The organism is Clostridium aciditolerans (assembly GCF_016316925.1).
Lineage (GTDB): Bacteria > Bacillota > Clostridia > Clostridiales > Clostridiaceae > Clostridium_AM > Clostridium_AM aciditolerans.
The window spans coordinates 214,378-239,445 of sequence record NZ_JAEEGB010000003.1; the positions used below are offsets into that span (position 1 = coordinate 214,378).

General features: G+C 33.7%; 28 protein-coding genes. 1 reads left to right on the top strand and 27 read right to left on the bottom strand.

Annotated elements, in window-relative coordinates; all coding sequences use genetic code 11:
* Positions 1 to 131: 131 nt before the first annotated feature.
* The 27 genes from pduB to I6U51_RS02305 form a co-directional block, all read right to left on the bottom strand.
* A complete protein-coding gene (gene pduB / locus I6U51_RS02175) occupies positions 132 to 830 on the bottom strand; it encodes a propanediol utilization microcompartment protein PduB (RefSeq protein WP_211140959.1) in 699 nt (232 codons plus the stop codon).
* Positions 831 to 864: 34 nt separating this feature from the next.
* Positions 865 to 1,185: a phage integrase N-terminal SAM-like domain-containing protein gene (locus I6U51_RS02180; protein ID WP_211140960.1), complete on the bottom strand. Its 321-nt coding sequence runs from the start codon at positions 1,183 to 1,185 to the stop codon at positions 865 to 867.
* 150 nt (positions 1,186 to 1,335) lie between these two features.
* On the bottom strand, positions 1,336 to 1,626 hold the full coding sequence (gene eutM / locus I6U51_RS02185) for an ethanolamine utilization microcompartment protein EutM (RefSeq protein WP_211140961.1): 291 nt from the start codon (positions 1,624 to 1,626) through the stop codon (positions 1,336 to 1,338).
* 74 nt (positions 1,627 to 1,700) lie between these two features.
* Positions 1,701 to 2,351, bottom strand: a complete 651-nt coding sequence (locus I6U51_RS02190; protein ID WP_211140962.1) for a phosphate propanoyltransferase — start codon at positions 2,349 to 2,351, stop codon at positions 1,701 to 1,703.
* Complete coding sequence (locus tag I6U51_RS02195) at positions 2,351 to 3,943, bottom strand: acetaldehyde dehydrogenase (acetylating) (RefSeq protein ID WP_211140963.1); 1,593 nt, start codon at positions 3,941 to 3,943, stop codon at positions 2,351 to 2,353. The genes I6U51_RS02190 and I6U51_RS02195 overlap by 1 nt, the downstream gene beginning before the upstream one ends.
* A 34-nt stretch (positions 3,944 to 3,977) precedes the next feature.
* Positions 3,978 to 4,577 (bottom strand): BMC domain-containing protein, encoded by a 600-nt coding sequence (locus I6U51_RS02200; protein ID WP_211140964.1) that lies wholly within the window; start codon positions 4,575 to 4,577, stop codon positions 3,978 to 3,980.
* Between the two features lie 20 nt (positions 4,578 to 4,597).
* Positions 4,598 to 5,260: a cupin domain-containing protein gene (locus I6U51_RS02205; RefSeq protein ID WP_211141068.1), complete on the bottom strand. Its 663-nt coding sequence runs from the start codon at positions 5,258 to 5,260 to the stop codon at positions 4,598 to 4,600.
* A 238-nt stretch (positions 5,261 to 5,498) separates the two neighbouring features.
* Positions 5,499 to 6,047 carry a BMC domain-containing protein gene (locus tag I6U51_RS02210; protein WP_211140965.1) on the bottom strand — a complete coding sequence of 183 codons (549 nt, stop codon included), beginning with the start codon at positions 6,045 to 6,047 and terminating at the stop codon, positions 5,499 to 5,501.
* 1 nt (position 6,048) lies between these two features.
* Positions 6,049 to 7,377: a 4Fe-4S dicluster domain-containing protein gene (locus I6U51_RS02215; protein WP_211140966.1), complete on the bottom strand. Its 1,329-nt coding sequence runs from the start codon at positions 7,375 to 7,377 to the stop codon at positions 6,049 to 6,051.
* A 62-nt stretch (positions 7,378 to 7,439) separates the two neighbouring features.
* The gene (locus tag I6U51_RS02220) at positions 7,440 to 7,703 is read right to left on the bottom strand and encodes a EutN/CcmL family microcompartment protein (RefSeq protein WP_211140967.1); all 264 of its coding nucleotides are present in this window, start codon (positions 7,701 to 7,703) and stop codon (positions 7,440 to 7,442) included.
* Positions 7,700 to 8,002, bottom strand: a complete 303-nt coding sequence (locus tag I6U51_RS02225; RefSeq protein ID WP_211140968.1) for a BMC domain-containing protein — start codon at positions 8,000 to 8,002, stop codon at positions 7,700 to 7,702. The genes I6U51_RS02220 and I6U51_RS02225 overlap by 4 nt, the downstream gene beginning before the upstream one ends.
* Before the next feature lie 18 nt (positions 8,003 to 8,020).
* Positions 8,021 to 8,866 (bottom strand): ethanolamine utilization protein EutJ, encoded by an 846-nt coding sequence (gene eutJ, locus I6U51_RS02230; protein ID WP_211140969.1) that lies wholly within the window; start codon positions 8,864 to 8,866, stop codon positions 8,021 to 8,023.
* Positions 8,848 to 9,534, bottom strand: a complete 687-nt coding sequence (locus tag I6U51_RS02235) for a cobalamin adenosyltransferase (protein ID WP_211140970.1) — start codon at positions 9,532 to 9,534, stop codon at positions 8,848 to 8,850. The genes eutJ and I6U51_RS02235 overlap by 19 nt, the downstream gene beginning before the upstream one ends.
* A gap of 6 nt (positions 9,535 to 9,540) precedes the next feature.
* Complete coding sequence (locus I6U51_RS02240) at positions 9,541 to 9,987, bottom strand: EutP/PduV family microcompartment system protein (protein WP_211140971.1); 447 nt, start codon at positions 9,985 to 9,987, stop codon at positions 9,541 to 9,543.
* On the bottom strand, positions 9,984 to 10,337 hold the full coding sequence (locus I6U51_RS02245; protein ID WP_211140972.1) for a BMC domain-containing protein: 354 nt from the start codon (positions 10,335 to 10,337) through the stop codon (positions 9,984 to 9,986). Before I6U51_RS02245 ends, I6U51_RS02240 begins: the two co-directional genes overlap by 4 nt.
* A 163-nt stretch (positions 10,338 to 10,500) precedes the next feature.
* Positions 10,501 to 11,454: a choline TMA-lyase-activating enzyme gene (cutD, locus tag I6U51_RS02250; RefSeq protein WP_211140973.1), complete on the bottom strand. Its 954-nt coding sequence runs from the start codon at positions 11,452 to 11,454 to the stop codon at positions 10,501 to 10,503.
* 121 nt (positions 11,455 to 11,575) lie between these two features.
* Positions 11,576 to 14,116 carry a choline trimethylamine-lyase gene (cutC, locus tag I6U51_RS02255; protein ID WP_211140974.1) on the bottom strand — a complete coding sequence of 847 codons (2,541 nt, stop codon included), beginning with the start codon at positions 14,114 to 14,116 and terminating at the stop codon, positions 11,576 to 11,578.
* A 156-nt stretch (positions 14,117 to 14,272) separates the two neighbouring features.
* Positions 14,273 to 15,742 (bottom strand): aldehyde dehydrogenase family protein, encoded by a 1,470-nt coding sequence (locus I6U51_RS02260; RefSeq protein WP_211140975.1) that lies wholly within the window; start codon positions 15,740 to 15,742, stop codon positions 14,273 to 14,275.
* 33 nt (positions 15,743 to 15,775) lie between these two features.
* The gene (locus I6U51_RS02265; protein ID WP_211140976.1) at positions 15,776 to 16,084 is read right to left on the bottom strand and encodes a BMC domain-containing protein; all 309 of its coding nucleotides are present in this window, start codon (positions 16,082 to 16,084) and stop codon (positions 15,776 to 15,778) included.
* 25 nt (positions 16,085 to 16,109) lie between these two features.
* Positions 16,110 to 16,406: a BMC domain-containing protein gene (locus I6U51_RS02270; RefSeq protein WP_308038281.1), complete on the bottom strand. Its 297-nt coding sequence runs from the start codon at positions 16,404 to 16,406 to the stop codon at positions 16,110 to 16,112.
* A 62-nt stretch (positions 16,407 to 16,468) separates the two neighbouring features.
* Positions 16,469 to 16,735 (bottom strand): hypothetical protein, encoded by a 267-nt coding sequence (locus I6U51_RS02275; protein ID WP_211140978.1) that lies wholly within the window; start codon positions 16,733 to 16,735, stop codon positions 16,469 to 16,471.
* Complete coding sequence (locus I6U51_RS02280; RefSeq protein WP_211140979.1) at positions 16,722 to 17,831, bottom strand: hypothetical protein; 1,110 nt, start codon at positions 17,829 to 17,831, stop codon at positions 16,722 to 16,724. Before I6U51_RS02280 ends, I6U51_RS02275 begins: the two co-directional genes overlap by 14 nt.
* 701 nt (positions 17,832 to 18,532) lie before the next feature.
* A complete protein-coding gene (locus I6U51_RS02285; RefSeq protein WP_211140980.1) occupies positions 18,533 to 19,363 on the bottom strand; it encodes a MerR family transcriptional regulator in 831 nt (276 codons plus the stop codon).
* A 116-nt stretch (positions 19,364 to 19,479) separates the two neighbouring features.
* Entirely contained in the window at positions 19,480 to 20,622 is a 1,143-nt protein-coding gene (locus I6U51_RS02290; RefSeq protein ID WP_211140981.1) for a 1-propanol dehydrogenase PduQ, read from the bottom strand.
* A 371-nt stretch (positions 20,623 to 20,993) separates the two neighbouring features.
* The gene (locus I6U51_RS02295; protein ID WP_211140982.1) at positions 20,994 to 22,142 is read right to left on the bottom strand and encodes a double-cubane-cluster-containing anaerobic reductase; all 1,149 of its coding nucleotides are present in this window, start codon (positions 22,140 to 22,142) and stop codon (positions 20,994 to 20,996) included.
* 232 nt (positions 22,143 to 22,374) lie between these two features.
* A complete protein-coding gene (locus I6U51_RS02300; RefSeq protein WP_211140983.1) occupies positions 22,375 to 22,668 on the bottom strand; it encodes a DUF2325 domain-containing protein in 294 nt (97 codons plus the stop codon).
* Between the two features lie 239 nt (positions 22,669 to 22,907).
* Complete coding sequence (locus tag I6U51_RS02305) at positions 22,908 to 24,050, bottom strand: aldo/keto reductase (protein WP_211140984.1); 1,143 nt, start codon at positions 24,048 to 24,050, stop codon at positions 22,908 to 22,910.
* A gap of 231 nt (positions 24,051 to 24,281) precedes the next feature.
* Between I6U51_RS02305 and I6U51_RS02310 the strand changes: the two genes are divergently transcribed.
* Positions 24,282 to 25,058 (top strand): 3'-5' exonuclease, encoded by a 777-nt coding sequence (locus tag I6U51_RS02310; RefSeq protein ID WP_211140985.1) that lies wholly within the window; start codon positions 24,282 to 24,284, stop codon positions 25,056 to 25,058.
* The last annotated feature ends 10 nt before the right edge of the window (positions 25,059 to 25,068 follow it).

The following is a 25,068-nucleotide window of genomic DNA, read 5'->3' on the forward strand; positions in this document are numbered from 1 at the left end:
CATGCTTTTCTTTATTTGAATGGACATTCTAACAATAAATAATTCTAATAATTTAAACATCATACTTTACACCTCGCAATGGCTCTTCACAGAACCCAGCTACTTCTTCTCTATGATAATAACACCCTCTGTTAAATATATGGTTTAGTAAGAGATTGAGGCTCTTGTCCCATTGTTTTCAATAAAGATAAGCCAACTTCTCTTGCAGCTATTACTGATTGCCTAACAGCATCCGAATCTCCAGTAATTGTTATAATTACTTCATTTGTGTGTGCTGTTCCTGCACCTGGACTTGCATATGTTACCAGCTCAACATTTGCAGTTTTCATTGCTGTATCTGCCATTACTAAACCGATACCAGCTGGAGCACTGGCAATTATTCCAAAAGCCTTTCCAAGTGGGGCACCAAATGCTTTTTCTGATGCCAAGCTTGCTCTTGCAGTATAGGAAAGTTCTAAGTGCCCTGAATCACATACATAAACATCTCCAAAAGTTCTATCTAATTCTTTAAGAGCAACTTCTACAGCTCTTCTTGCATCTGATACGTCTTCTGCTGCTAGAATTATTAAAGATCCATGTCCTGCTCCACCCTTTGTATCTCTTGGCATTTCAATAGTTATTACTTCTGTATTAGTAGCTTTTACAGCCTCATCTGCTGCCATAATATGAGGACCTGCTCCTATTCTTGAACTAATTATTCCTATAGAACGATATTTTTTATCTAATCCCATTTTTTCATGAAGAAAATAATCAACATTAGCTATAACTAAGCCAATGGTATCTCCAATTGCTGTTCCCACAAATTCTGTTATTTTTGATGGTGTGTTCATTGTTAATACCTCTCTTTTCTCTTAAACCCCTAAATTAATTTGAACGATTAATAATACGTTTATTATATTTTTTTCTTACAATATAATTCCTAGGTGGATTTTTATGATAGAAAAACCTGCTAAGCGTAGCTAATGCACAGAGTTTAACATTTATAGTCTGCGTTGTTTCCTTCTCTACGAGCACTAAATAGTCTTTGTACTCTTTACTCGTTTCCCTATCCAATTTCGAAATTTCTTCATTTTTGCAGCTATAGTACCAATTTATAAATTGTTCAACACATCTTGAATATGTCTTAACTGTACTTAAACTTTTACGTTCCTTGTATAGCAAATACTTTTCAAATTCCTCTATCATATATATACACATCTCCTTTGCTATTACTTAAACTTCTAAAGATTTTTATAGGATAAAATTTTTTGATTTCCTATCAAAAATATAAAAATTAGTATAGGAAATAAATTCCTATACTAATTTCTAGAAAAACATTAGTTTATCTAAAATATCTTATTTTGAAGCTTCTTTGTTTGATGGAAGAATTACTTCAACCTCTGAATGTGGTCTTGGTATTACGTGTACTGATATTAATTCTCCAACACGTTGTGCTGCAGCAGCACCAGCATCTGTAGCAGCTTTAACAGCTCCAACATCTCCTCTAACCATAACAGTTACAAGTCCGCCTCCAACATATTCTTTACCTATTAAATATACGTTTGCTGCCTTAACCATAGCATCTGCTGCCTCTACAGCTCCTACCAATCCTTTAGTTTCTATCATTCCTAATGCATCATATTTCATTTTAAAATCCTCCTAAATATCTTTTATTTTTATATTTAAATTTTTTATTATAAACTTTATTTTTTATTAGTTTTTTATTTTACTATTGTTATTTTTGATTTTGACGTAATGCCCATAGCATTAGCTTCTTCAATATCAAGATGGCATTCAAGCTTTGAAGCATCGTTAGCTCTAACAGCTACATTGCTGTATATTCCACCTCTTAAATTATCAAATTTTATTGATACTACCTCTCCATCATGTACTCCTAAATTTTTAGCATCTTCAGGTGTCATGTGAATATGTCTTTGTGCAACTACTAATCCTTCTTCAATTTGAACAGAACCTTTTGGTCCAACTAAAGTTAAGGAAGGTGTTCCATTTAAGTCGCCTGATAGTCTTACATGTGTTGCTGCTCCAAGTTTAATACAGTCTCCAGTTAATACTTCAACTTGAGTTTTACTTCTTACAGGTCCAAGTATTCTAACTTTTTCAATTGCACCCTTTGGTCCGCAGATTGTTACAACTTCCTTGCAAGCATATTGTCCAGGTTGAGATAAATCTTTAAGTTTCTCAAGCTGATAACCCTTACCAAATAGAGCTTCTAAATCCTTTTCTGAAAGATGTATATGTCTATTAGAAATCCCTACTGGAATCTCATTTGGATTCCCAGAAGCTGCAGTATTTACTTCTTTATTTTTAACTGCTTCTAACAAAAGCTTTAATACTGCTTCATAATTTTCCATTAGTTTGCCCCCTTAATAGCGGCAACTATTTGGTTAACTAAGTCTGCAATTTCATCATTTTTTAAACCTTCATTGCTAGCGCAAGTATTAGTATTTTTAGCACAGTCATTAGCCTTAGTTAAAGCTGCTGCAGCCGCTGCAATTTGAGCTGGGCTCATGTTCATAAATGAGTTTTGAGCTCCAAGATAACCTTCAGTAGTTTTTGCACAGTTTGTAGCTGGAGTATTCGGTGCTAATGCTGCACAATCTTTTATACCATAAGCAACTCTCTTAATGTTTACAAGGTGTTCTGGAGTAACGTTCTCAGATACTGAGCTTCCTCCCCATGTACCGCAGCCTAAAGTGAAGGAAGGATTAAGTCCTGTGCTTGCACCTGTTCCACCTTGAGTACCACCAGTATTAACAAGAATACGTGAAGCTGGCTTTTTAGCAAACTTCATAACTATATCTCTATCTTCAGTATGAAGGCTCATTGTGTGACCAATTCCATTTTGAAGTAATGCAATACTTAATTCACATGCTTCATGCCAATCTTTTACTGTATAGAAACCAAGAACTGTTGTAAGTTTTTCGAAGGATAATGGATTACCTTCTCCTACTCCATTTTGTCTTCCTATAAGTACTCTTGTTCCTTCTGGAATACTAATTCCTGCAGCACTTGCAATAACTTGTGGGCTTCTTCCAACAAACTTAGCGTTCATAGCATGTCCATTTTTGAATAATAATCTACAAACTTTATCAGTCTCTTCTTTTGTCATGAAGTATCCACCCTGCTTTTTGAACTCTTCAATAACTCTCGCTTCGTTGCATTCTTCACAGATTATTGATTGCTCTGAAGCACAGATTGTACCATTATCGAAAGTCTTACTTGCCATGATGTTTCTAACAGCTTTCTCTACATCAGCAGTTCTTTCTATGTATGCTGGAGAGTTTCCTGCACCAACACCAAGAGCTGGCTTTCCTGAGCTGTAAGCAGCTTTAACCATTCCTGGACCACCTGTAGCTATTATTATAGCAACTTCATTACTCTTCATTAGTTCATTTGTAGCTCCAATTGTTGGAATACTTACTGCAGTTATAACATTCTCTGGTGCACCAGCAGCAACAGCAGCATCATGCATTAATTGAACTGCTTTAGTTGTACATTTTGCAGCAGATGGGTGTGGTGAGAACACTATAGCATTACGGGATTTAATTGAGATCATAGCTTTGAAAATGGCTGTAGATGTTGGGTTTGTTGAAGGTACTATACCCATAACTAAACCAACTGGTTCAGCAATCTCTATAAGCTTATTTACTTCGTCTTCTCTAATTACATCGATAGTTTTCATATCTTTAATTGAATCATATAGTATTGTAGATGCTAACTGGTTTTTGAAAGTCTTATCTTCAACTTTACCAAAACCTGTTTCTTCAACTGCCATTTGAGCTAAACAAACAGCGTTTTCTTCTGCAACTCTAACCATATTACGTAAAATTTTATCAATTTGCTCTTCAGTATAATCAGCAATTTTATTAGCTGCTACTTTTCCAAGCCTAGCAAGATTTCTAGCTTCCTGTATTGAGCGTAAATCCTTATCAAAGTTTTCCATTGTTTCATACTTCCTTTCATAGCCTTAAGAATAGCTATTTTTTCTCATAATATAGTTTAAATTTAGCAATTAATAAATTTTTATCTGCCTTTGAAATTGCTCTGCCTGTAATTACAAAATCTTTGTATTCACGAGCTAGATTTCTAAGTTTAACAACCTTTAACTTAGATAAGATAAAAAGGGCTTTCTCTATACCATTTTTACTTACTAACTCATCTACATCATCTTTATGTAGATTATCTAAATTTACCCTATGAATTTTATCTGACTCTAAAGCATCTTGATCTTTTTCGATATTATCTTCAGCTTTTTCTACATCTTTATTATATATATCTTCACTTGATACTGAGTCTTCTGGATTTTTAGGTCCAATTATACTTTCCAATTCCTGATGAGGACGTGGAATTACATGCTGTGAAACTAAAAGTTCTTCATGAAGCTTTTTAACAGCTGCTGCTCCAGCTTCTATAGATGCTTGTACTGCACCTACATCACCTGTAATTGAAATTGTAACAAGACCGCCACCTACATAGGTTTTTTCAATAATACTTACATCTGCTGATTTCACCATCGTATCGGCTGCCTCAATAGCTGCAAGCAATCCTTTTGTTTCTATTAAACCAAGCGCTTGCATAGGTTTATCCTCCTAGTCTTCTATAAAAGATCCGCCCAGTTTGCTGGATAGGTTGCATAGAATACCCTAGCTTTATCTGGTGAACCCCAAACTACTTTAGAACCAGATGGTACAAATAACACATCTCCAGCATGAGCTGTATATGTCTTTCCATTGATTTCTACTGTTAAAGTTCCCTCAATAACATAGTCAAGTTCTTCATAAGTTAATTCCCAATCAAACTTCGAATTTTCAATAATTAAAAATCCAGCACTCATTTTTGATTCTTCTTTACTTACTAGTTCTTGAAAATAAACTTTGTTATCTGGATTACCAGTATCAAATACATCCATTTTTACTGAGCTTCCTCTAACAACTTTAAGTCCACTAGAATCCTTATCAGCTTCATATGGAAGATTCTTTCCTTTTAAGCATTCAAGCATTTGCTCTAAAAGACCTTTGTCCATCATTGCTTTAAAGATGTTAAGCATCATTTCGCTGTCCATTCCCTCTATGCTTAGAGGTTTTTTAGCATCAAATTGCTGCACTTTAGGCTCTAAAGCTTTTGTAGTAAATACTATTCCATTGTTTTTTGCAAGGTCTTGAGCTGATGGTGTAATTATTTCGCTGCCATCTACACAAAATACTTTTTCTCCCTTTAATATTAATGCTTCAATATCTTTTGCACATATTAATTTTTTCAATTTATCACTTCCTTTCATTCATAAATGAAACTCCTTCTCCTTTCGTCGAATGAGTAAGCGATTCACTACAAATCAAAGATTTGAGTTCTCTGCTTAAATGAAACTCCTTCTCCTTTCGTCGAATGAGTAAGCGATTCACTGCAAATCAAAGATTTGAGTTCTCTGCTTAAATGAAACTCCTTCTCCTTCGTCGAATGAGTAAGTGATCATCACAAAATCAAAGATTTTGGATGCCTGCTTAGAACAGAGATTCTATCAGTCTGTCGGACACCGAAGGTATAACTTCAGCATTTACCAGCAGACCTTTTTGTTCTGCAATAGCCTTTCCTGCTTCAACACCGGTTTGAACTGCAGCCACGTCTCCAGTAAAGGTGAAAAATGACTTACCGCCCAATCCTGTTCCCAATCGAAGTTCTAAAGGATGTAATTCAGCAGCTTTCATAATTGCGTCAGCAGCAATAACCATAGTTGCTAAGGAGAAAAACTCTATAATTCCTAAAGCCTGAATTCTATCTGGCATTGTTGCACCTGTTATTGCTGGGAATACTTCAGGACTGACATTTGGTATAATGATAGAATCAATTAAGAATTCTTCTGCCAACCTTTCACCAACACTGACTGAATCCTGAACCGCTGCAACATCACCTTGAATGATAGCAATATATTTACCTGGACAAACAGAGCTAGCTGTTACTATTTCCACATCAGCGGTTTTTACCATCTGATCTGCTGCATATATACCACGTGCAATACTTGTAAATTCAACCATTCCTATTGCTTTTGCCATATCAGTCCCTCCTTATAGTAATAAAATCATTTCCACTTTCCACAACAGTTCCTGAAATGCTTGCGTGAATTGCAGCACCCAAACTTTCTTCAGGAATTTTCCCTATTATCTGTCCCAACTCCACATGATCGCCAGCATTAACAACGGTCACTGCAGGTGCCCCTACATGCTGTCTCCTTGCAATGTGCACCAATTCAGGCTTTATTTCAACTTCTATCATAGGAGCTGGCTCATCAAAATCATGCAAACCTAGTCTAGCTATAAGGCGCTTACTTGGAACCAATCGATATTCACGATTTTTGCTGGCGGTGAACTCTGACTTCATCGGTTTATACCTTATATTCTGTTCTGCCAATTTCCCTTTAAAATAGAGATTTGCAGATTTGGGATAAAGCCCTGCTGGACAGGAGAACAATTCACATAAATTGCATTGACAGCATAGCTGTGCACTCTTCTGACCTTCAACATCTGTTAATGCATAATTTAAAGCTCTCATCATCTTGTGAGGCTGCACATTATGTCCAATAAGATAACGAGGACACATATCCGTACACATACGGCACTGTTCGCAGGAAGCTCTATTCACTCTTCTTGTCTGTTCTATATTCATAGATTTCTTACGAATAAGAAAATGCTGTTTTTTCAAAATTACAAATCCCTTGTTTTTCTTTGTAATATGCCCATCTATACTACTCATCACAGGTCCCATCATAGGTCCGCCATCAATAACCGCATAGTTATCAAAATTTTCTATTCCGCTAAGCTTTAACACATCTATAATAGGTGTTCCTATCGGTACCTTTACGGTCAATCGTTTAGGAATATCTCCTGCAATTGTGATATATTTTTCTGTAACCGGCTCTCCCATGGAAGCATGGTAAATATTTAATGCCGTTTCTGAATTCACTACTACACATCCAACCTGGATTGGAATACCTGCTTCAGGAACAACTCTACCTGTAAGTTCATAAACCAGAACCTGTTCATCACCTGCCGGATAAATATCTGGAAGCTCTTTTACTTCAACAAAATCGCCTACCTGAAGTGCCTCAATTCTTTCTTTCAGAATTGAAATCACTTTTTTATGCTTTCCTTTAATACCTATAAGAGCTTTCCTAGCTCCAACTAATTTTCCTGCTGCTTCAAATCCTTTAATTATTTCATCTGGAAACAACTCCATCAACTGCTGATCCACCCTTAGCAAAGGTTCACACTCAGCTCCATTAAGAAGTATATATTCCGACTTTGATGTTAACTTTGCATGTGTAGGAAACCCTGCACCACCTGCACCAATAACGCCGGCTTCTCTAACCATTTCAAGAAGATTCATTTTTACCTCCTTTGCAGTTCTCTATGATTCATAGGAATTATTAATTCTTATGAATCCTGAACTTATCCAAAATTACAATCTGCATCAATTATTCCAACAACAACTGCATCTACAGGAATATCGTCATTTCCTAACATTCTTCTAGCAGAAGATCCAGTAGTAACTATAACTCTATCACCGATACCTGCACTAATGTTATCCACTACAATGAATCTTCTTCCTGAATCTGTTCCACCAATTTCCTCTGCAAGCATAAATTTAAGTCCATTAAGTGATTCTGCTTTTCTAGTTGCCCATACAGTATCAATAAGTCTTGCTGCTATCATATTGCTTTTACCTCTTTCATTTTTAATTTAATTTCATTTAATGCAGCTTCAACGGATGCTGTGTCACCAAAAATTCCAATTAGAACCATATGCTGAGGGCATAATCCTCTAATATCTTCAACGGTAACTCCAACAGCTTTCTCAGCAATATCTGCAGCATAAATCATATCAATAAGTTTGCCTTGTACAAGTCCTATTGCATCACTGCTGTCTAAGTCCGTTTTACAATTTCCACCCATTCTTCTTCTAAGAATATCTTTAGTGCTTGGGGAAGGTGATTTTATAATTCTAAAATCCACTTTTAAACTCCCTCCTTATTACTCTATAATATCCTGAGTACAGCTTAATGCTATTCCAAGTGGTGTGGCAAACATAGGATTCTTAGGTTTATGAGTATATACTCCTGTCTGTTTTCCAATGATTTCTTCAATTCCCGTAAGGCAGCAAGTACCACCTACTAAGGAAATTTCCTTCACATCATAATCCTTAATATTATAATTAATAATTGATGCTACCTTTTCCACTACTGGCTTTAATATTGGTAAAATTTCTTTATGGTTCTTGTTATCTCTTTTGAATTTATCTGCCTCATTGAAAGGCATTCCATATGCACCTGAAAGAACTAATGAAAAATGAGTTCCACCTGTAGGTTCGTCAACAACATGAATAACTTTTCCATCCTTTAAAATTGATATTCCTGTTGTTCCGCCGCCAACATCTACCACTGCACCATTTTTAATTTTAAGTACATTATTAGCAGCAGTAGGTTCATCTAAAAGGCACGTAAGCTCAAATCCCGCAGCCTGAACTACATTTTTAATTGCTCCAGAATCTAAGGCATCCGTTCCTGGTGGAATTGCAGCAGCAGCATAAAGAAGTTCAGTATTAAGTTTTTCCTCAATTTCCTGTTTAAGCTCTCTAACAATCCTAACTGCTCCAATATAGTCAACAACCATACCATCACGCACTACATCTGCATACCTATATGCGCCTGCAACAGGCTCATAGTTTTCATCTAAAACTGCCAGTACCACACATGCAGTACCTAGGTCTACACCTGTATAATAAACAGAAGATTTATTAAGAATTGGTTTTTCTACAACTTCTTCAAACTTCTGAATCATCCTATCACAATATTCAAAAGTTAAATTTTTCTCTGACATTCTTTTCCTCCCACTGCTGAACAAATCAATTGAGACAGCGAATTAATTATTGAATTGAGATTTTCATCAATTTTATTTTTTAAACTGTCATCATCATTTTGGTAAGTATCCATTATTTCAAACTGTAATTCTCTCAAAGCACAGCGAAGTGTATGCAATTTTAAGATAGCAGTGCCTTTTTCAAGCTGCATATGGAATTCTGTTATTTCAAAACAATCTTGGAGTTCAGTTGTAAAATTTAATGAATTTATGCCTGTACACTCTTTGCAATAAATAGGTTCAAGAGTACCCATTCCACTCACAACATTTCTAATATTTGATATTTTTCTGCCCAAAGTTATGATATTTTGTGCTAGAACAATATCTCCTTTTAATATCTCACTACTAGTCACAAGGAATGCTGCCTCTATAGATTTCAATTTACAACAAAGCTTCTTTTTTAAAATTAAATTACTGTTTTCCTCTTTTTTTATGCTTTCTACCGCTTTTACAGCTTTTGTCTGATTCTTTTCCTTTGGTTTTGAATCATCAGTAATTTTTATCCTTTTATCAGACAAATATTGAGCCGCTCCAGGTGTAAGCCGCTGTCCCTGTTGCAATTTGTAGGTATTAAAAGGTTCTTTTCTATATAAATCTCTTAAATACTCTTCGGTAATAAATTTGATCATCGACCTTTACTCCTTACCTTTTTCAAATAAATACTTCTTTAAGGCATCAATTCCTGTTCCCACTTTAAAACTAATATGAAAATATGGTTCCGTTACTCCTATGCTCTTTAGCTGTCTCAAAGATTTCTCTTCATTTTCAGGCATTAAATCACACTTTGTTATCACTCCAATTACAGGACATCTAAAAGATTTTGCAAATCCATGAGAGTATATTTCTGCACAATTGGATTGATCAACCAATATAAGTACATGAGATGCATCCTGGGATGCTGCAATTATATGTTTATACATCCATGTATTCTCTAAATAGGAGCCTGGAACATCAATGGTATTTTTACCATAAATTAAATCTGGTGTTCGCCTTAATGGACCATCATAATTATTCAATGCATTAACTAATGTAGTTTTGCCACATCTTGAAGGTCCAATCACCATTATGCGTTTTTTTCTCATGTTCTTGTAATGGGAGCAGGAGTAAATCCAAGCATACTCTTTAGCGTATCATTTACTGCGCAAAGTGCTGTTTCAACACTTTGAACATCACCATTTATTACAACAGAACCTGTAAAACGATCAAGGAATCCGATTTGTACATTAGAAGCCTTTGTAGCAATATCTGCTGCAATAATAGCACTTTCATAGGGAGAAAGAGTTAGAATACCTATTGCTCCCCTTTCATCAATTCCAAGACGTTCATATATATCAGGCATTGGCGATGCAATAACATGGGCTATAGTAATCTGTTTCCCTGGAACTGACTCTTGTATAATACGCTGTATATCTCTATCAGAAAAATCTCCCATAAACCTTACCTTCCATCTTAATTATCTATTTGAAAATTAATTTAATGAAACTCCTTCTCCTTTGTCGAATGAGTACACGCTGTGTAAGTGACTATAGCCAAATCAAAGATTTGGGATATCTGCTTAACCCATTCACACAAAATCATAGATTTTGGTTCTCTGCTTAATGACGAATTACTTTTGCAGATAAATCGTATTTTTTAATCCAGCTTTCTATTCTATCTAAATCTTCATCTGTTAAGCTTGGATCATTTTTTATAGGATATTCCATTCCTAATTGGTTGTATTTATTTACACCCATTTTATGATATGGAAGTAGATCAATTCCCTTAAAGTTTCTGTAATCTTTATAGGTCTTCAAGAATTCCATTGTTCTCTCAATGTCTTCTTTGTGATCATTTAAGCCTTTAAGTAATGGCATACGAATTTTTACATTATATTTGCGGCGAAGTAATTCTTTAAGATTATCTAAAATCAATTCGTTTCTCACACCAGTTAACTGAAAATGTCTATCTGAATCAATATGCTTAATGTCAAATAGGAATAAATCTGTGAACTCCGCGACCTTAAGTACTGATTCCAGTTTTGCGTAACCACATGTTTCAATTGCAGTGTTTATCCCCTCTTGCTTACATGCCATCAACAAACTGCTTGCTGCTTCAGGCTGCATTAAAACTTCACCGCCACCTAATGTAACTCCGCCACCAGAAATTTCATAAAAAGTTCTATCTTCTTCTACGATTTTTAAAAGTTCAGAGATGGTCTTTACTTCTCCAACTATCGATATAGCAGATTTAAGGCAGGCATCCTTACACTTGCCGCATCCAATACAATCAATATCATGGTTAACCTCATGCTTTAAGGTTTCCTTGGAGATAGTGTGTATCCCTGCAGGGCACACAGAAACACATGCCCCGCAGTCAACACATAAATTACTTTTAAGCATAACCCTATGTTTTTTAATTAATCCCTCAGGATTTGCACACCATTTACATCTAAGAGGGCAACCCTGAAAAAATATTAAAGTTCTTACTCCATCTCCATCATACATATTGTATTTTTGTATATTAAAAATCGTCGCTTTTCGTTCGATTATACCTAAAGTTCCATTGCTCATATTCTTCATTCTCCAATTTTATTTACCTTGATTTTTAATATATAATATTAAATGAAACTCCTTCTCCTTTTAGTCGAATGAGTAAGCGATTCACTACAAATCAAAGATTTGAGTTCTCTGCTTAGAAGTGTGTAAGCACAGTTCTGCTTATGATTTCATCTTGAACATCTTTACATAACTCAACAAAGAATGCACTATATCCAGCAACACGAACTATTAAATCACGATATTGCTCTGGATGCTTTTGAGCTTCAAGTAGAGTATTGTTATCTAAGTAGTTGAACTGCATTTCTCCAAGCTGAAGGGCACATGCACTACGTAATAATGTAATGATTCCCTGCTCACCTTCTGGTGTATCAAGAAGCCCAGCTATTAACTTGAAGTTATGAACCATACCTATATTCATATCTTCACAAGACATTTTAGAAACAGACTTAATTATAGCAGTAGGTCCTTTATAATCTGACCCTTGAGATGGACTTATACCATCTGATAAAGGTAACCATGCGTTACGTCCATTTGCAGAAGCTCCAGTTAACTGTCCAAATGGAGTGTTGTTTGAGATTGATAAAGTACCATGGCTAAGTACTGAATATAATGTCTTGTATTTACGGTGCTCTTGTTCAGTAAAGTTGATTAAATCAGCAGCAATTAAATCTGCATAATCATCATCATTACCATACTTAGGTGCTTCTAAACAATCTTTTCTTAGTTTTTCATATCCAACAAAGTCAGCTTTTAAAGCTTCGTTCATTTCTTCTAAAGTGTATTTCTTATCTTCAAATACTAACTTCTTTATAGCTGCCATAGAATCTGTATAAGTAGCAAGACCACTCCATACTACTCCAGGTCCGAAGTTATACATAGCTCCACCTGCTTCTACTCCTCTACCTTTTTCCATACAGCCTTCATACATCATAGACATAAGTGGCTTTGGTGCAAGATCTCTGTGAACACGTTGAGAAATTACTGTAGCAACACTTGTCCATTTAGTAATATATTTAATTTGCTCTTTAACAGCTGCTTCAAACTGCTCGTAAGTTTTAAAGCTGCTTAAATCTCCCATGTCAGGGCATACTTGCTTGCCATACCATAGTGGTACACCATGATTAAGCACAAGTTCTATACATATAGGCCATTGAGTGTATCCTGTGGAAGTCCATTGATATAATCTTCCTGACTTCTGAGGCTCAACACAGCCCATTAAGCAATAATCTCTTGCGTCTTCTATAGAAACACCCTTAGCTAACATCATTTTTATATGAACATCGTCAAAGTGACACGCTGGGAATCCCATTCCTGCACGAATAACTTCAACTATCTTTTTAAGATATTTCTGTGGTGATCCTTTGTGTATACGACATGCTAAAGATGGCTGATATATTTTAACATGACGAACTGCATCCATTAAAAGATATGTTAATTCGTTTGTAGCATCACGACCTTCTCTAGTAACACCACCTAAGCACATGTTAACGAATGGTTGATAACCAGCGAAGAATTTAGAACCACCTTCACTTGTTATCCACATCATTTCAGACATTTTTATAAGCATACAACCTGCTAATTCAAAAGCTTCAAAATCAGTCATACGTCCAGCTTCTAAATCATTTTTGTAGAATTCATACATGTATTGGTCAACACGTCCTATGGACATACCTGTTTGATTTTCTTCAACTACAAGTAAGGATTCTATAGTCCAAACTGCTTGTATTGCTTCCCAGAAAGTACTTGGCTTATGTGCTGGTACTCTAGCATTTACTTCAGAAATCTTTAATAACTCTGCCCTACGTTTAAGGTTAGTTTCTTTTGATGCTAACTCCAATGCATAGTCTGACATACGTTTAGCATATATCATAACACCCTCAGCAGTATCTATTAATGATTTATAGAAGTAGATTTTATCTATATCTTCTGGATTTTCATAGCTAAGGTGAGTCAATTTTTCTTCTGCTTCTCTCTTTATATCAAGCATACCTTTTTTCATTAATATAACATCATATCCTGGGTTAGAGTCTCCTCCGCCATTTACTGCGTGATATGAGCAATCTGAAACAAAGGATTCTCCTGAAAGTTCCCATACTCCAGCTTCACGATATTGATCTTCGCAGTACTCATCAACAGATTTTCCTTTCCAATATGGGAATAACTCTTCACGCATAACTCTCTTATCTTCTTCTGATATATAGAATGGGTCCTGTGGACGATTTCCTATTGTATCAATTTCATCTACCATCCATCTCCAAGCTATATCAGGAGAAAATGCTCCTGCACGAGGCTGTCCATTTGGTGCTCCAACGATAAGTTCGTTATCTTGAATTACAAGTGGTGCAGTTTCGCAGCAGTGTTTAAAACATTTACCACGTAAAACTGATTTAGGAATACCAGGGTTTTCTTTAGCTATTTTAGTAATAGCTCTTGCACGGTGAGTTGTTACAGTTGGAACATGTTTTAAATAAGTTTCCTTCAACTTAACTAAACGCTCTGTTATTCCATCTGGAATTTGACCATTATTATCAACTGCAACATGTGTATGAGCTGGTTCTTCTTTCACTATTTCTTTAGAAACTTTTTCAAACATTTTCATTAAACCAGCACGTTCTTCTTCAGACAAGTTTCTAGTAGCTTCCATAAATTTATTTGAAAATTCACGAATATCCAATTTATTACCTCACATTCTTTAACTTATTTTTTAAATGAAACTCCTTCTCCTTATTAGTCGAATGAGTACACAGAGTGTAAGCGATCATATAAAAATCAAAGATTTTTTATGTCTGCTTAACTGATTCACTACAAATCAAAGATTTGAATTCTCTGCTCATTTTAAGTCCTTCATAATTTTCCTTAAGACATTCTCTAATAACTTAAGGTTATCTTCATCTTTTGTATTTAATTTATTTCCTTCAGTGTTTACTGTTTTAGCAAGTTCTTCTACTCTGCGAACTCCATATCCAACTTTACGCAGATATATTAAGTTCATAGGCGAAACGTTATCCGAAGTCATCCCATCCCCTGCAGAACCACTGCCTAAAGTCATTGAAGGAAATAAGTTTGTAGTTGCTCCCATACTTCCAAAAGTTCCTGGAGTGTTAACAAGCACTCTTCCAACAGGTTTTTTTAGTGCAAATTGGCGAATTACTTCCTCATCCTTTGAATGTATGATGAGTGTATGTCCCTGTCTCTCACTAAGCAATAATTCTATACACTTTTCACAAGCATGCATCCAGTCCTCTTCTATATAAAAAGCTAGTACAGGACAAAGCTTTTCTCTTGAGTAAGGATTTTTTTGAAAAACGAATTTCTGCTTTGAGATAAGGACCTTTGTATCTTCTGGAACAGCAAAACCAGCATTTTTAGCCAGGAATTGTGGCGATTTTCCAATCATCTCTAAGTCTGGGCTTCCATCTTTATAAAAGAATATAGATGCTAACTTTTCCGCTTCCTCTTCTGTCATAAAATATGCACCATTCTTTTGAAGCTCTTCTTTTACTTCCGCTACAATGCAACTGTCAACAACAATTGATTGTTCAGCGGCAGATACAACTCCATAATCAAAATTCTTGCTATCAATAATATCTTTGGCAGCTTGTTTTATATCCGCTGTACGCTCTATAAAGGCTGGACCGTTTCCATTGCCTCCATAAATTACTGGTTTACCAGATTTATAAGCTGCTTTTAGCATTTCTGGAACTCCTGTATTCATTATGAGAGAAGTATCTTTATGATTCATAAGTTCTAATGAACCGCTTTTAGTTACTGTATGTAGATACGCAAGAGTACCTTCTGGAAGTCCTGCTCTCTCCGCAGCTCTAATCAAAATATCAATTGTTTTAAAAATTGTATTTTTAGCTCTTAGATGAGGTGAAAATATAATCGCATTTCCTGATTTAATTGAAATTAATGCCTTATATATAGTTGTAGAAACAGGACTAGTTGATGGGCAAAAGGCTATAATAACACCCATTGGCACTCCAACATCCATTGTACTGTTCACTTTATCTTCATTAATGATACCTACACATTTCATATCCTTAAGTCTACTTTTCAGATACTTGCATACAAAGTGATTCTTGATATACTTATCTTCCCACTTTCCATATTCAGTTTCTTCATTAGACATTTTTGCAAGTTCCATTAAATGTTTTTCAATCTCTTCAGCCATAGCTTCAACTATCTCATCAAGTTTTTCTTGCGGGAAGGTTGCTAGTTTTTTTTGCGCCTCACGAGCATTTTCAACAAGAATTCTGGCTTCCTGCATGGAGAGTAAATCGTTATCGATAATATTCACTTTTCTCTCCTCCTTTTAGGAAAATTTCACGTTTTATTCTGTTACAAGATTTGTAATAGCATATCTTTTTATTATTTTTTCAAGATCTGGGTGTGGACTTGGAATAACTATGGAACTATAAAGATTTCCACCTTCCATTCCTTCAACTGCTGCAACACCAGCTTCTACAGCTGCTTTGCAAGCACCAACATCTCCTTTAACTAATACAGATATATATCCTGATGCAACATTTTCATATCCTATAAGTTCAACATTTGCTGCTTTGCACATAGCATCTGCTGCTTCTAAAGCAAAAACCAAACCAAAAGTTTCAATTAACCCTAAAGCTTCATATCTTGCCATATGTATATCCTTTCCCTTCTATCTTTTATAAATCAATATCGTGTACTGAAACAATATCTCCAACTGCTCTAATAGGACGCGGCATAACATTATGCGCTGTTAATTTACCAATAGCTGCCGCTGCCTCAGCACCTGCTTCTACAGCAGCTCTTACTGCACCTACATCACCTTTTACCATAATAGTTACAAGCGTTGAACCAACATTTTCATATGAAATTAATTCCACATTAGCTGCTTTAAGCATTTTGTCTGCAGCCTCAAGTGCAGGAACTAATCCTATTGTTTCTACAAGACCTAAAGCCTCGTTTCCATAATATCTCACTTTCAAGTCCTCCTTCCTTATTCTCATCTCATATATATTTTTGGTAAACTATAATGCCTATTTTAGTCTTTAATATATTTATTTATAGTAGCAGCACCTTCTGCATGTGCATGATAGTAAACCTTTAGTTCCTTATTTTCATCTAATTCAAATCTTGTTTCTTCAATGAGGCCATTTGCTTCTGCTGTCATTAAAGCTGTTATTACTGCTTTCTTATTTAAAGCCTTAAAGCTGCCATACTCTCCCTTTAAGGCATTTATAACATCATCAGCACAAGCTTCATCAACCTTTGTAAAATATTTTAAAATTGCATAATTAAGCGGCTTCATTTGCTCCTACCTCCTTCTTTCTGAATAAATCCAATGGATTCATAGCTATTACAAGAATTCCGAACATCATTGTTACAGCAGCAATCCAAACGATTGGAGGTAATGACCATCCATCCATACCACTTATTATTCCAAGAACTATCCAACAGCAGAATGGACCCCAGAATGAGAATGTACCATTACAAGCCATACCAAGAGCAGCACCACACATACTGTTACCGTTATACCAGCTCATGTAGGAAACAAAAGCACAGAGACCACTTAAGGCAAACCATATCATTGCAGGTCCACTTGTGAATGCTTGAAGAGCTAACCCAGCTGAAGATTTAACGCCGCCACCAAATATCATTCCAAATATAGGTACTAGTATTATTAAGTTTGAAAGTCCTGATGTTGCTTGACGGATTGTGATACCGATTTCTGAGTCGATCATAGATGTACCATATCCAGCCACACAACCTTCAAATCCCCATCCAAGAGCTGCTATAAATGCGATACAAAGTCCAAAGAACATTCCCTTAGGGGCATCTCCACTGATACTAGTGCTACCAATCATGAAACTAGATAAAACGCAGATAACAATACCTAGCATCATACGCTTGTTTAATTCTTGCTTAAATAATATTCTTCCTAGAATAGCGCCGATAGCTGGACAAAGAGCTGTAATTGGAATAACAATTGAACCAGCCATTTTTAAAGCTACAACATAAGCGGTACTTGATATTGGTCCTCCAATAAGAGCAGCTAATATCATTACAGCACCTGGCTTAGTTTTAAGACATCTAAAGAAATCTCCAAGTTTACCTTTAACTGCTGCATAACCCATTGCCCAAACAGCACTACAAGTATCGTTTACAGCACTACCAAGAGCACCAAGTACATATGTAATAACTAAGGCTGATAAACCTGCTGTATTAGCACCATACCAATCACCCCAAACTCCTTTTGTCATACCTAGTGTTAAAAAGGCTGAGTAGAATCCGTACATAAGACCTGAAAAAAGAGCAATTGTAATACCTTTTCTTAGGAAATCCGACGATAATTTATTTTTTGCACGAATTGCTTCTAAGTCTACCTTTTGGGAAACTTCCTTCATAAAATAAAACCCCTTTCGCTTATACGCTTAATACTTTTTAAATTAATCTGAAACTCATTCTCCTATCGTCGAATGAGTAGACGCTGTGTAAGCGAGTCACTTCAAATCAGAGATTTGAGTTCTCTGCTTAACCGATCATATCAAAATCAGCACTCTGTGTAAGCGACTATCTCAAAATCATAGATTTTGGATATCTGCTTAAGATTTTGTATGCCTGCTTAATAGAAATTTATAACTGAATATATTTTGGGATTGTTATAATTGGGGACATTTTATTTTTAAATTATTGAAAACTTTTCATTTTATATCTTTTAGGTATGTTACTCTTGAGTAAATTATAGGCCGTTCCCTATAGGGTAAAGTCAATATATATTTATAAAAATATTTATTTATAATTTAAAACCTTATAATAATTTAAAACTTTATAATTTGAGCTATAATTCAAACTTCATAAAATTAGATATATCAATCCTTTAGATGAAAAATACGAAAATATATCAATAACGATAATATATTTTTCCATTTAGCTATATTGTAATTTATTAACATAATAGGCTTTATAATCCTTTTGTTATTCTTTTATACCTTCCCCTAAGGGCAACGTTTTCAATGTGAAAGTGTTAACATAAAAAGTGCATGAAAGCTCTAACATTAAAATAAATGTTAGAGCTTTCATGCACTTTTTACGTACCATCGTAGAGTTAATTCTCTCTTCTGACTTTAATTAAAACTTCAGTTACAAATTTATCTACATTTTTAGTTGTCCAATAATCTGTTACATATCTTTCATAGGACTCCTCAGAACATATATAACCATACTCTTCCGTCCATGTCTGTATTTTTTTATATGTTTCATTAATTGTTTCATGAGATCCTATATGATAACAAGCAGCTACTATACAGCCTCCAAATTCAATACTTTCTTCCTCTTTACACTTTAAAATCGTCTCCTGCATTATTTTCATCTTACTGCATTTTCTATTAATTTTATCCTCAAAAGATGGAAAACATATAATTACAGGGCCTGTTATTGCATTATTTATACTATCAATGTAATTATTAAACTCTATATTAATTATAGAGTCCATATAATCATATTTAAAATCTTGCTCTAAAAAGGTTAAGGTACGACTATCTATGTATTTTATAGCAACATTGCTAACATTATTTTCAATTACCATCTGTGCCTCAACTATAAGATCATGCCAATCTTTAACGGACCTTATTTTTAAATTTATTTCCCTCTCAAGTTCTTTTAATTCATCAATTTTTTTTCTAAAGCTTTTATCAAAAAAATCATAAGTTTTTCCTTCTAAAAATCCTCTCATTTCATCCAGTTTAAATCCACTCTGTTTGTAATATTTTATTATTGGCACAGATAATAAATTTTTCTTGCTATAATATCTGTAACCGCTTTCATCTGCCACTTTATCAGGAGATAGTATACCCATTTCGTCATAATATCTTAATGCTTTTTTTGTTATTTTGCATATTTCTCCGACTTTTCCTATTGAATACAATTCGTTTTCCATCTAAATCCCCCTTATTTTGTGATATTTCTAATTATATTTTAATTCGACTAATTTTTCAATATTTTCGAAAAAACATAAAAAACCACCCATAAATGGGTGGTATAAAATACAATCTTTTATCCCAAAACTTTATCTAAAAGTTTTAATAAATCTTCTCTTGACGCTTCCCTAGGATTCGCTGTTGTACATATATCATTAAGAGCCGCATTAACAATTTCTTCTCTTGATGCTTGAGCCAAATTCATATCGGCACCTTGTTCTTTAAATGTTGCTGGAATCGTCAATGTCTTTTTGAGTTCTATAATGCTTTTTATTAGATTATTAACGCCAATATGTACATTTGGTGCGTGTAGCTTCAATAGTTTTGCAAGTCTTTGATATTTTTTAGCTGCTATGTCATATTCAGCATTAAAGGCTGATTTATTCAAATTAGCATTATACTCAATTACATAAGGGAGTATAATAGCATTACTTCTTCCATGAGAAATATGTAATTTCCCACCAACTGCATGAGCTATACTATGAGTAACTCCAAGTCCAGCTGCATTAAAGGCCATACCAGCAAGGCATGACGCATTGTGAAGTTTTTCTCTTGCTACTATATCGTTTCCATCAGTATAAGCCTGTGGTAAAAATCTAAAAGCTAAAGTGAGAGCTTTTTCTGCAAGAGCATCTGAAAAATCAGTGGCATTCTTTGAAACATATGCCTCTATAGCATGTGTAATTACATCCATTCCTGTATCAGCAGTTATAGCCTTAGGTACAGTTTTTACCAGTTCAGGATCTAGAATAGCAACTGTTGGAAGAAGAGATTTATCTGCAAGAGCATATTTTAATCCTTCTTGTTTATTTGTAATTACCGCATATTCAGTTACCTCAGAGCCTGTACCACTTGTAGTAGGTATAGCATAACACTCTTCTATATAAGAAACTCCTCCAGTAACTTTTTTTGCATATTCTCTTATGGCCTTAGCTCCATCAATTGATGAACCTCCACCAAGAGCTATCATAATTTCAGCATTACAATCTTGTAACTTTTGAATACCAGCAGCAATAATCTCTACAGATGGATCAGGTACAATATCACTGTATATAGCTACTTCACAATCAACAAGTTTTTCTTGTATTTTTGCAGCCACACCTGAAGTTTCCATAAATTTATCACATACAATTAGTACTCTTTTGTTTTTAATCTCCTTTAGTCTATCCAAAGAACCTTCTCCAAAATAGACATTTGTGTTAATACTAAATTCTTTCATATGCATAATCTCCTATTTTAAAATGAAACTCCTTCTCCTTTGTCGAATGAGTAAGCGATTCGCACAAAATCAGAGATTTTGGCTCTCTGCTTAAAAGTAATTAAGATATGAATGAATTAGTTATTCTTTAATTTAAATATAAAATTAACCCCATATTATAACAGTTAAAATAAATTTATTATAAATTTTACTCATAATGTATTATATCATATAAAATTAATAATACAATACTATTGCAAGAGATTGATAAAAATTATACAAAAAAAATTTAAAATATTCGTTAGATACTCCAAAAAGCGAATTAACTCACCAATAAAAATACAGAGAAATTGAATAAAAAGGGTTTCTCTAATGGAGAGTTCTACTAAGAACTATAGCATTTCTATAAAAGCTGCGATTCTGGTTTTAATTTGACCTACATCTGTTTGGGAATAATCTGTTTCTATACTCATATAAGGCATATTTTTATTTTCATTGATAAATCTTTTTATATTATAGGATTCTACGCTATAGGTATGACAAGCTTGAAGTATAACATCTATAACACCATCAACTTTATAGTCCTCAACTAGTTCTGATAAAAGACTTATTCTGTTATCATTTGGAGTCATACATGAACATCCTATATTTAAGTATTTATCTGCTAGAGCATCGAAAGGATCAATATCCTCATTTACTAATTTGCTTATTTCTTTTACTCCTGTGCAATTTTCGTAGCAAACAACAACTCCACCATTTTCTTCAATAGCATTTACAATTTTTTCTGTTGCATCTCCCATAGGACATCCAGTAATAAGTATTCTTTTTGCCTTTGGAGACACTTTTCTTTCTCCATCCTCATATTTGGCTTTAGATTCTTTTATAAGTTCATTAAGCTCACTTATTTCAACTTCTTTATCCCACTTAAATGTAGCTCCATTTAAAACCCTCAACATTTCTAATCCTGTTATAGGTGGAGGACACATTTTTCCTAGTTCATAAAATTCTTTTAACGCTAGTCTCTCTTTATTTCGAATCTTAATTGCATCCTTTATTTTTTCTTCAGTTATCTCTACATTAAACTCTTTTTCTAGCATATCTTTTAGTTTGAAAATTTCATTTTTCCAAAGTCTATAGCTGTCTTCTCCCTTATATGTTTGAGGTAATTGCATTACGTGAACATTTTTAATTTCCCCTAAATATTCATACATTTTCTTTTTACCATCACATGTGGTTTCACCAACAATTAAATCTGAAAAATAAAAATAAGGGCATTTATCAGTGATGGCAAAACCATAACTAGACTTTATTAGTGGACATAAGTTTCTTGGCAGATGCTTTTCTGCATCAGGTATTGTTTCATCACTTTTAGCACAAAGTGACACTGCTACAGCACCAGAGGCAGTTATAATCTCCCAAGGTGTATAAGTACAGAAAGTTCCTACAACCTTTCTTCCTTCATCTTTTAAATTTTTAATTGTTATGAATCCTTTTTTTCTTGATTCACTGAAGTCATCAAATATCTTAGGTAAATCTTTCATAAATAACAGTCTCCCATCCCGTTTATTTCTATATAACACATTTTAACACAAATTAATTACTAAAATTATTTGTATTACTTATAGATTCTGGGAGTCATATTAGAAAATATTATACATGCTACTTATAAATTCAGAAATAATAAAAGACTAAACTAGAATCAGTTAACTTGGCATTTAGTTTACTCCAACTTATTATTAAACTATTTAACATCATTATTACTAACAAAATTATTTAAGTTTCTAAAAAATTATTTATTTCTTGTTCCATATAGGACCATGATCTTTTTGTAAATATCATCTTTGTTTTAACATCTTTTAACTTTTCTTTTGTGTTTTTCATAATACAGTGACTTATATAATCTACCAATACTATAACTAAATCAGCTCTATCTATTCTTAGTAAAATATCGCCTCTTCTATCGCCACCTTTTCTACCACTTATATGCTCAATATTCTTAAAACCCTTCTCATATAACTTACAGGGGATACTTCCAAGGTTATCTCCTCCAATAATTAAAGCACTCACACTATCACCCTACCCTTACATTATTTTTTATTTTAAAATAATTTTTTATTAATAACAAATTGTACAATCGATAACGATTCTCAATATCAATTGTATCACATCTTTTATTGTTTTTAAATAACAAATATTCTTAAAAGTTCTTACTTTAAAAACAATCGACAAAAGCAAGAGTAGGTATCATATAAAATAAACCATAACATCTTTGCTTCTGCAAATTTGTCATGGTTTATAAAATCTTACTATACAGTTATATCATTAGTGCCTTTTTCTTCCCATGATGCAATTTCTTCTAATCTCTTAATAATTTGTAGATGCTGAGTACACTCACCTTCGCATTTGCCACATTTTATACAATCTGCTGCAAATTTTTTACCATTCATAGTATAATTCCAGTATTCTAATCCGTAAACAGATTTTATCATTTCTTCATCGCTTTTCTTAAACATTTGTTTTTCATTATAAAAAAGCATATATCCCGGTATGTTTATTTCCATTGGACAAATCTTGCAATAGCCACAGCCTGTACAAATCTCATTCATATTTTTACCTAATTTACTTTTTAAAATGCTAATATCTTCTTCTGTAAATGGTTTTCCCTCATCTGCAATTCTGCAAGCTTCATCAATATCATGTTTATTTCCAAATCCTATTAATGAAATAGTAATCTGAGGACTTGTAATGTTAAATCTTAATGCTAATTCGGTAGCTGTTTCTCCTTCGGAAGTCAAAAATGATAATTCTTTTTCATGACTTGGAATAGAACCTCCGCTAAGTGGATTCATTGCTACTACCCCATAGCCATTTTTATTTGCGTGCATAACTCCATTCCATCTATAAGAAAAATTTAATATATTTATGCCCATTGTAACTCCGTCAAATTTGTTTTCATTTAGTATTTCTGTTACTTGATCTCCTGGTTGGTGCGATGAAAAAACAATATGGTCTATTAATCCTGCTTCTTTACATTTTAAAAGACCTTCATATTGGCCGCCCGGTCTCATTGCTAGTTCATAATGCTCCATTTTTCTAATACACCATATATGATAAAAATGAATCTTAGGTACTCCTAGCCTTTCCAAAGATTTTTTAACTCCATCTATAGCTTTTTCAGCAGTGTCAAAGACTGTGGGTCTTCCTTTAGTGGAAACATAAAAATCTGTTTTTCCCTCTTTAATCATTTGTCTAAAAGCTATTCCTAATATATCTTCACTTCTTCCGTCGCAATAGCCTGGTGCAGTATCAAAATAATTAATTCCTTTGCTATAGGCATATTTAACTAGCTCAGCATTTTCCTCATTACCTTTACTTAAATCAAACCTAAGTCCTCCAAATCCAACTACAGAAACATTTTTATCAGTCCTACCGTACTTAGTATATTTCATTTGCTTTCCCCCTTTTACTAAATCAAACAATAGTTAAAAAAATATAAGTTTTGACCTCAAAACCCTATACTAATGATAAGTATACATTATATTTTATTTAGACACAATGAAAGGAAAATATAGATAACCAAATTAAAAAACATTAGTACTTTTTATAGAAATTAAAGATATACTATAGATATATGTTTTGTTGCATATTAAATTTCGTATTGGCTTAGAGGGGAAAATATAATGAATTACGTAGTATTTGATTTAGAATTTAATCAAGAGTATAATCCTATAAAAACAAATAAAAATACAACAAATACAAAATGCCCTTTTGAAATAATTCAGATTGGTGCAGTAAAGCTTGATAGAGAACTTAAAATAATCGACACTTTAAATAGTCTTGTTAAGCCTAATATATATACCAGCCTTAATCCTTTTATACAGGAAATGACTGGCATAACAATTGATCAATTAAGTAAGGCTAAACCATTTATTGAGGTTTATAAAGATTTAGCCGAATTTGTAAGAGGGCAGGACAATGTCTTATGTACGTGGGGAATGGTTGACATAAAAGAGTTATTCAGAAATCTAGAATATTATAATTTAGATACATCCTTAATCCCAAGAGAATATATAAATCTTCAACTTTATACTTCTAAGTACTTAAATTGTCCAAAAGGGACCAGTATAGGATTAAAAAGAGCAGTGGAGTTATTAGAAATTTATTTTACTGATGGTTTTCATAATGCTTATTACGATGCCTATTATACTTCAGAAATTTTTAAAAAGATCTATAATAAAAAAATTAAAACTAATATATATAAGTCCCATAAAGAAATAAAATTAGAGCGACATGAGAATTCAAGAAAGAAAATTGATACTTATAAATTAATAAAGCAATTTGAAAAAATGTTTGATAGAGAAATGACCCAAGAAGAGCAGAAAATAATTAAACTAGCCTACATAATGGGAAAAACAAATCAATTTCAAATTAAAAATGAAGAAAAAGAGGTTAAATAAAAATCTTCCT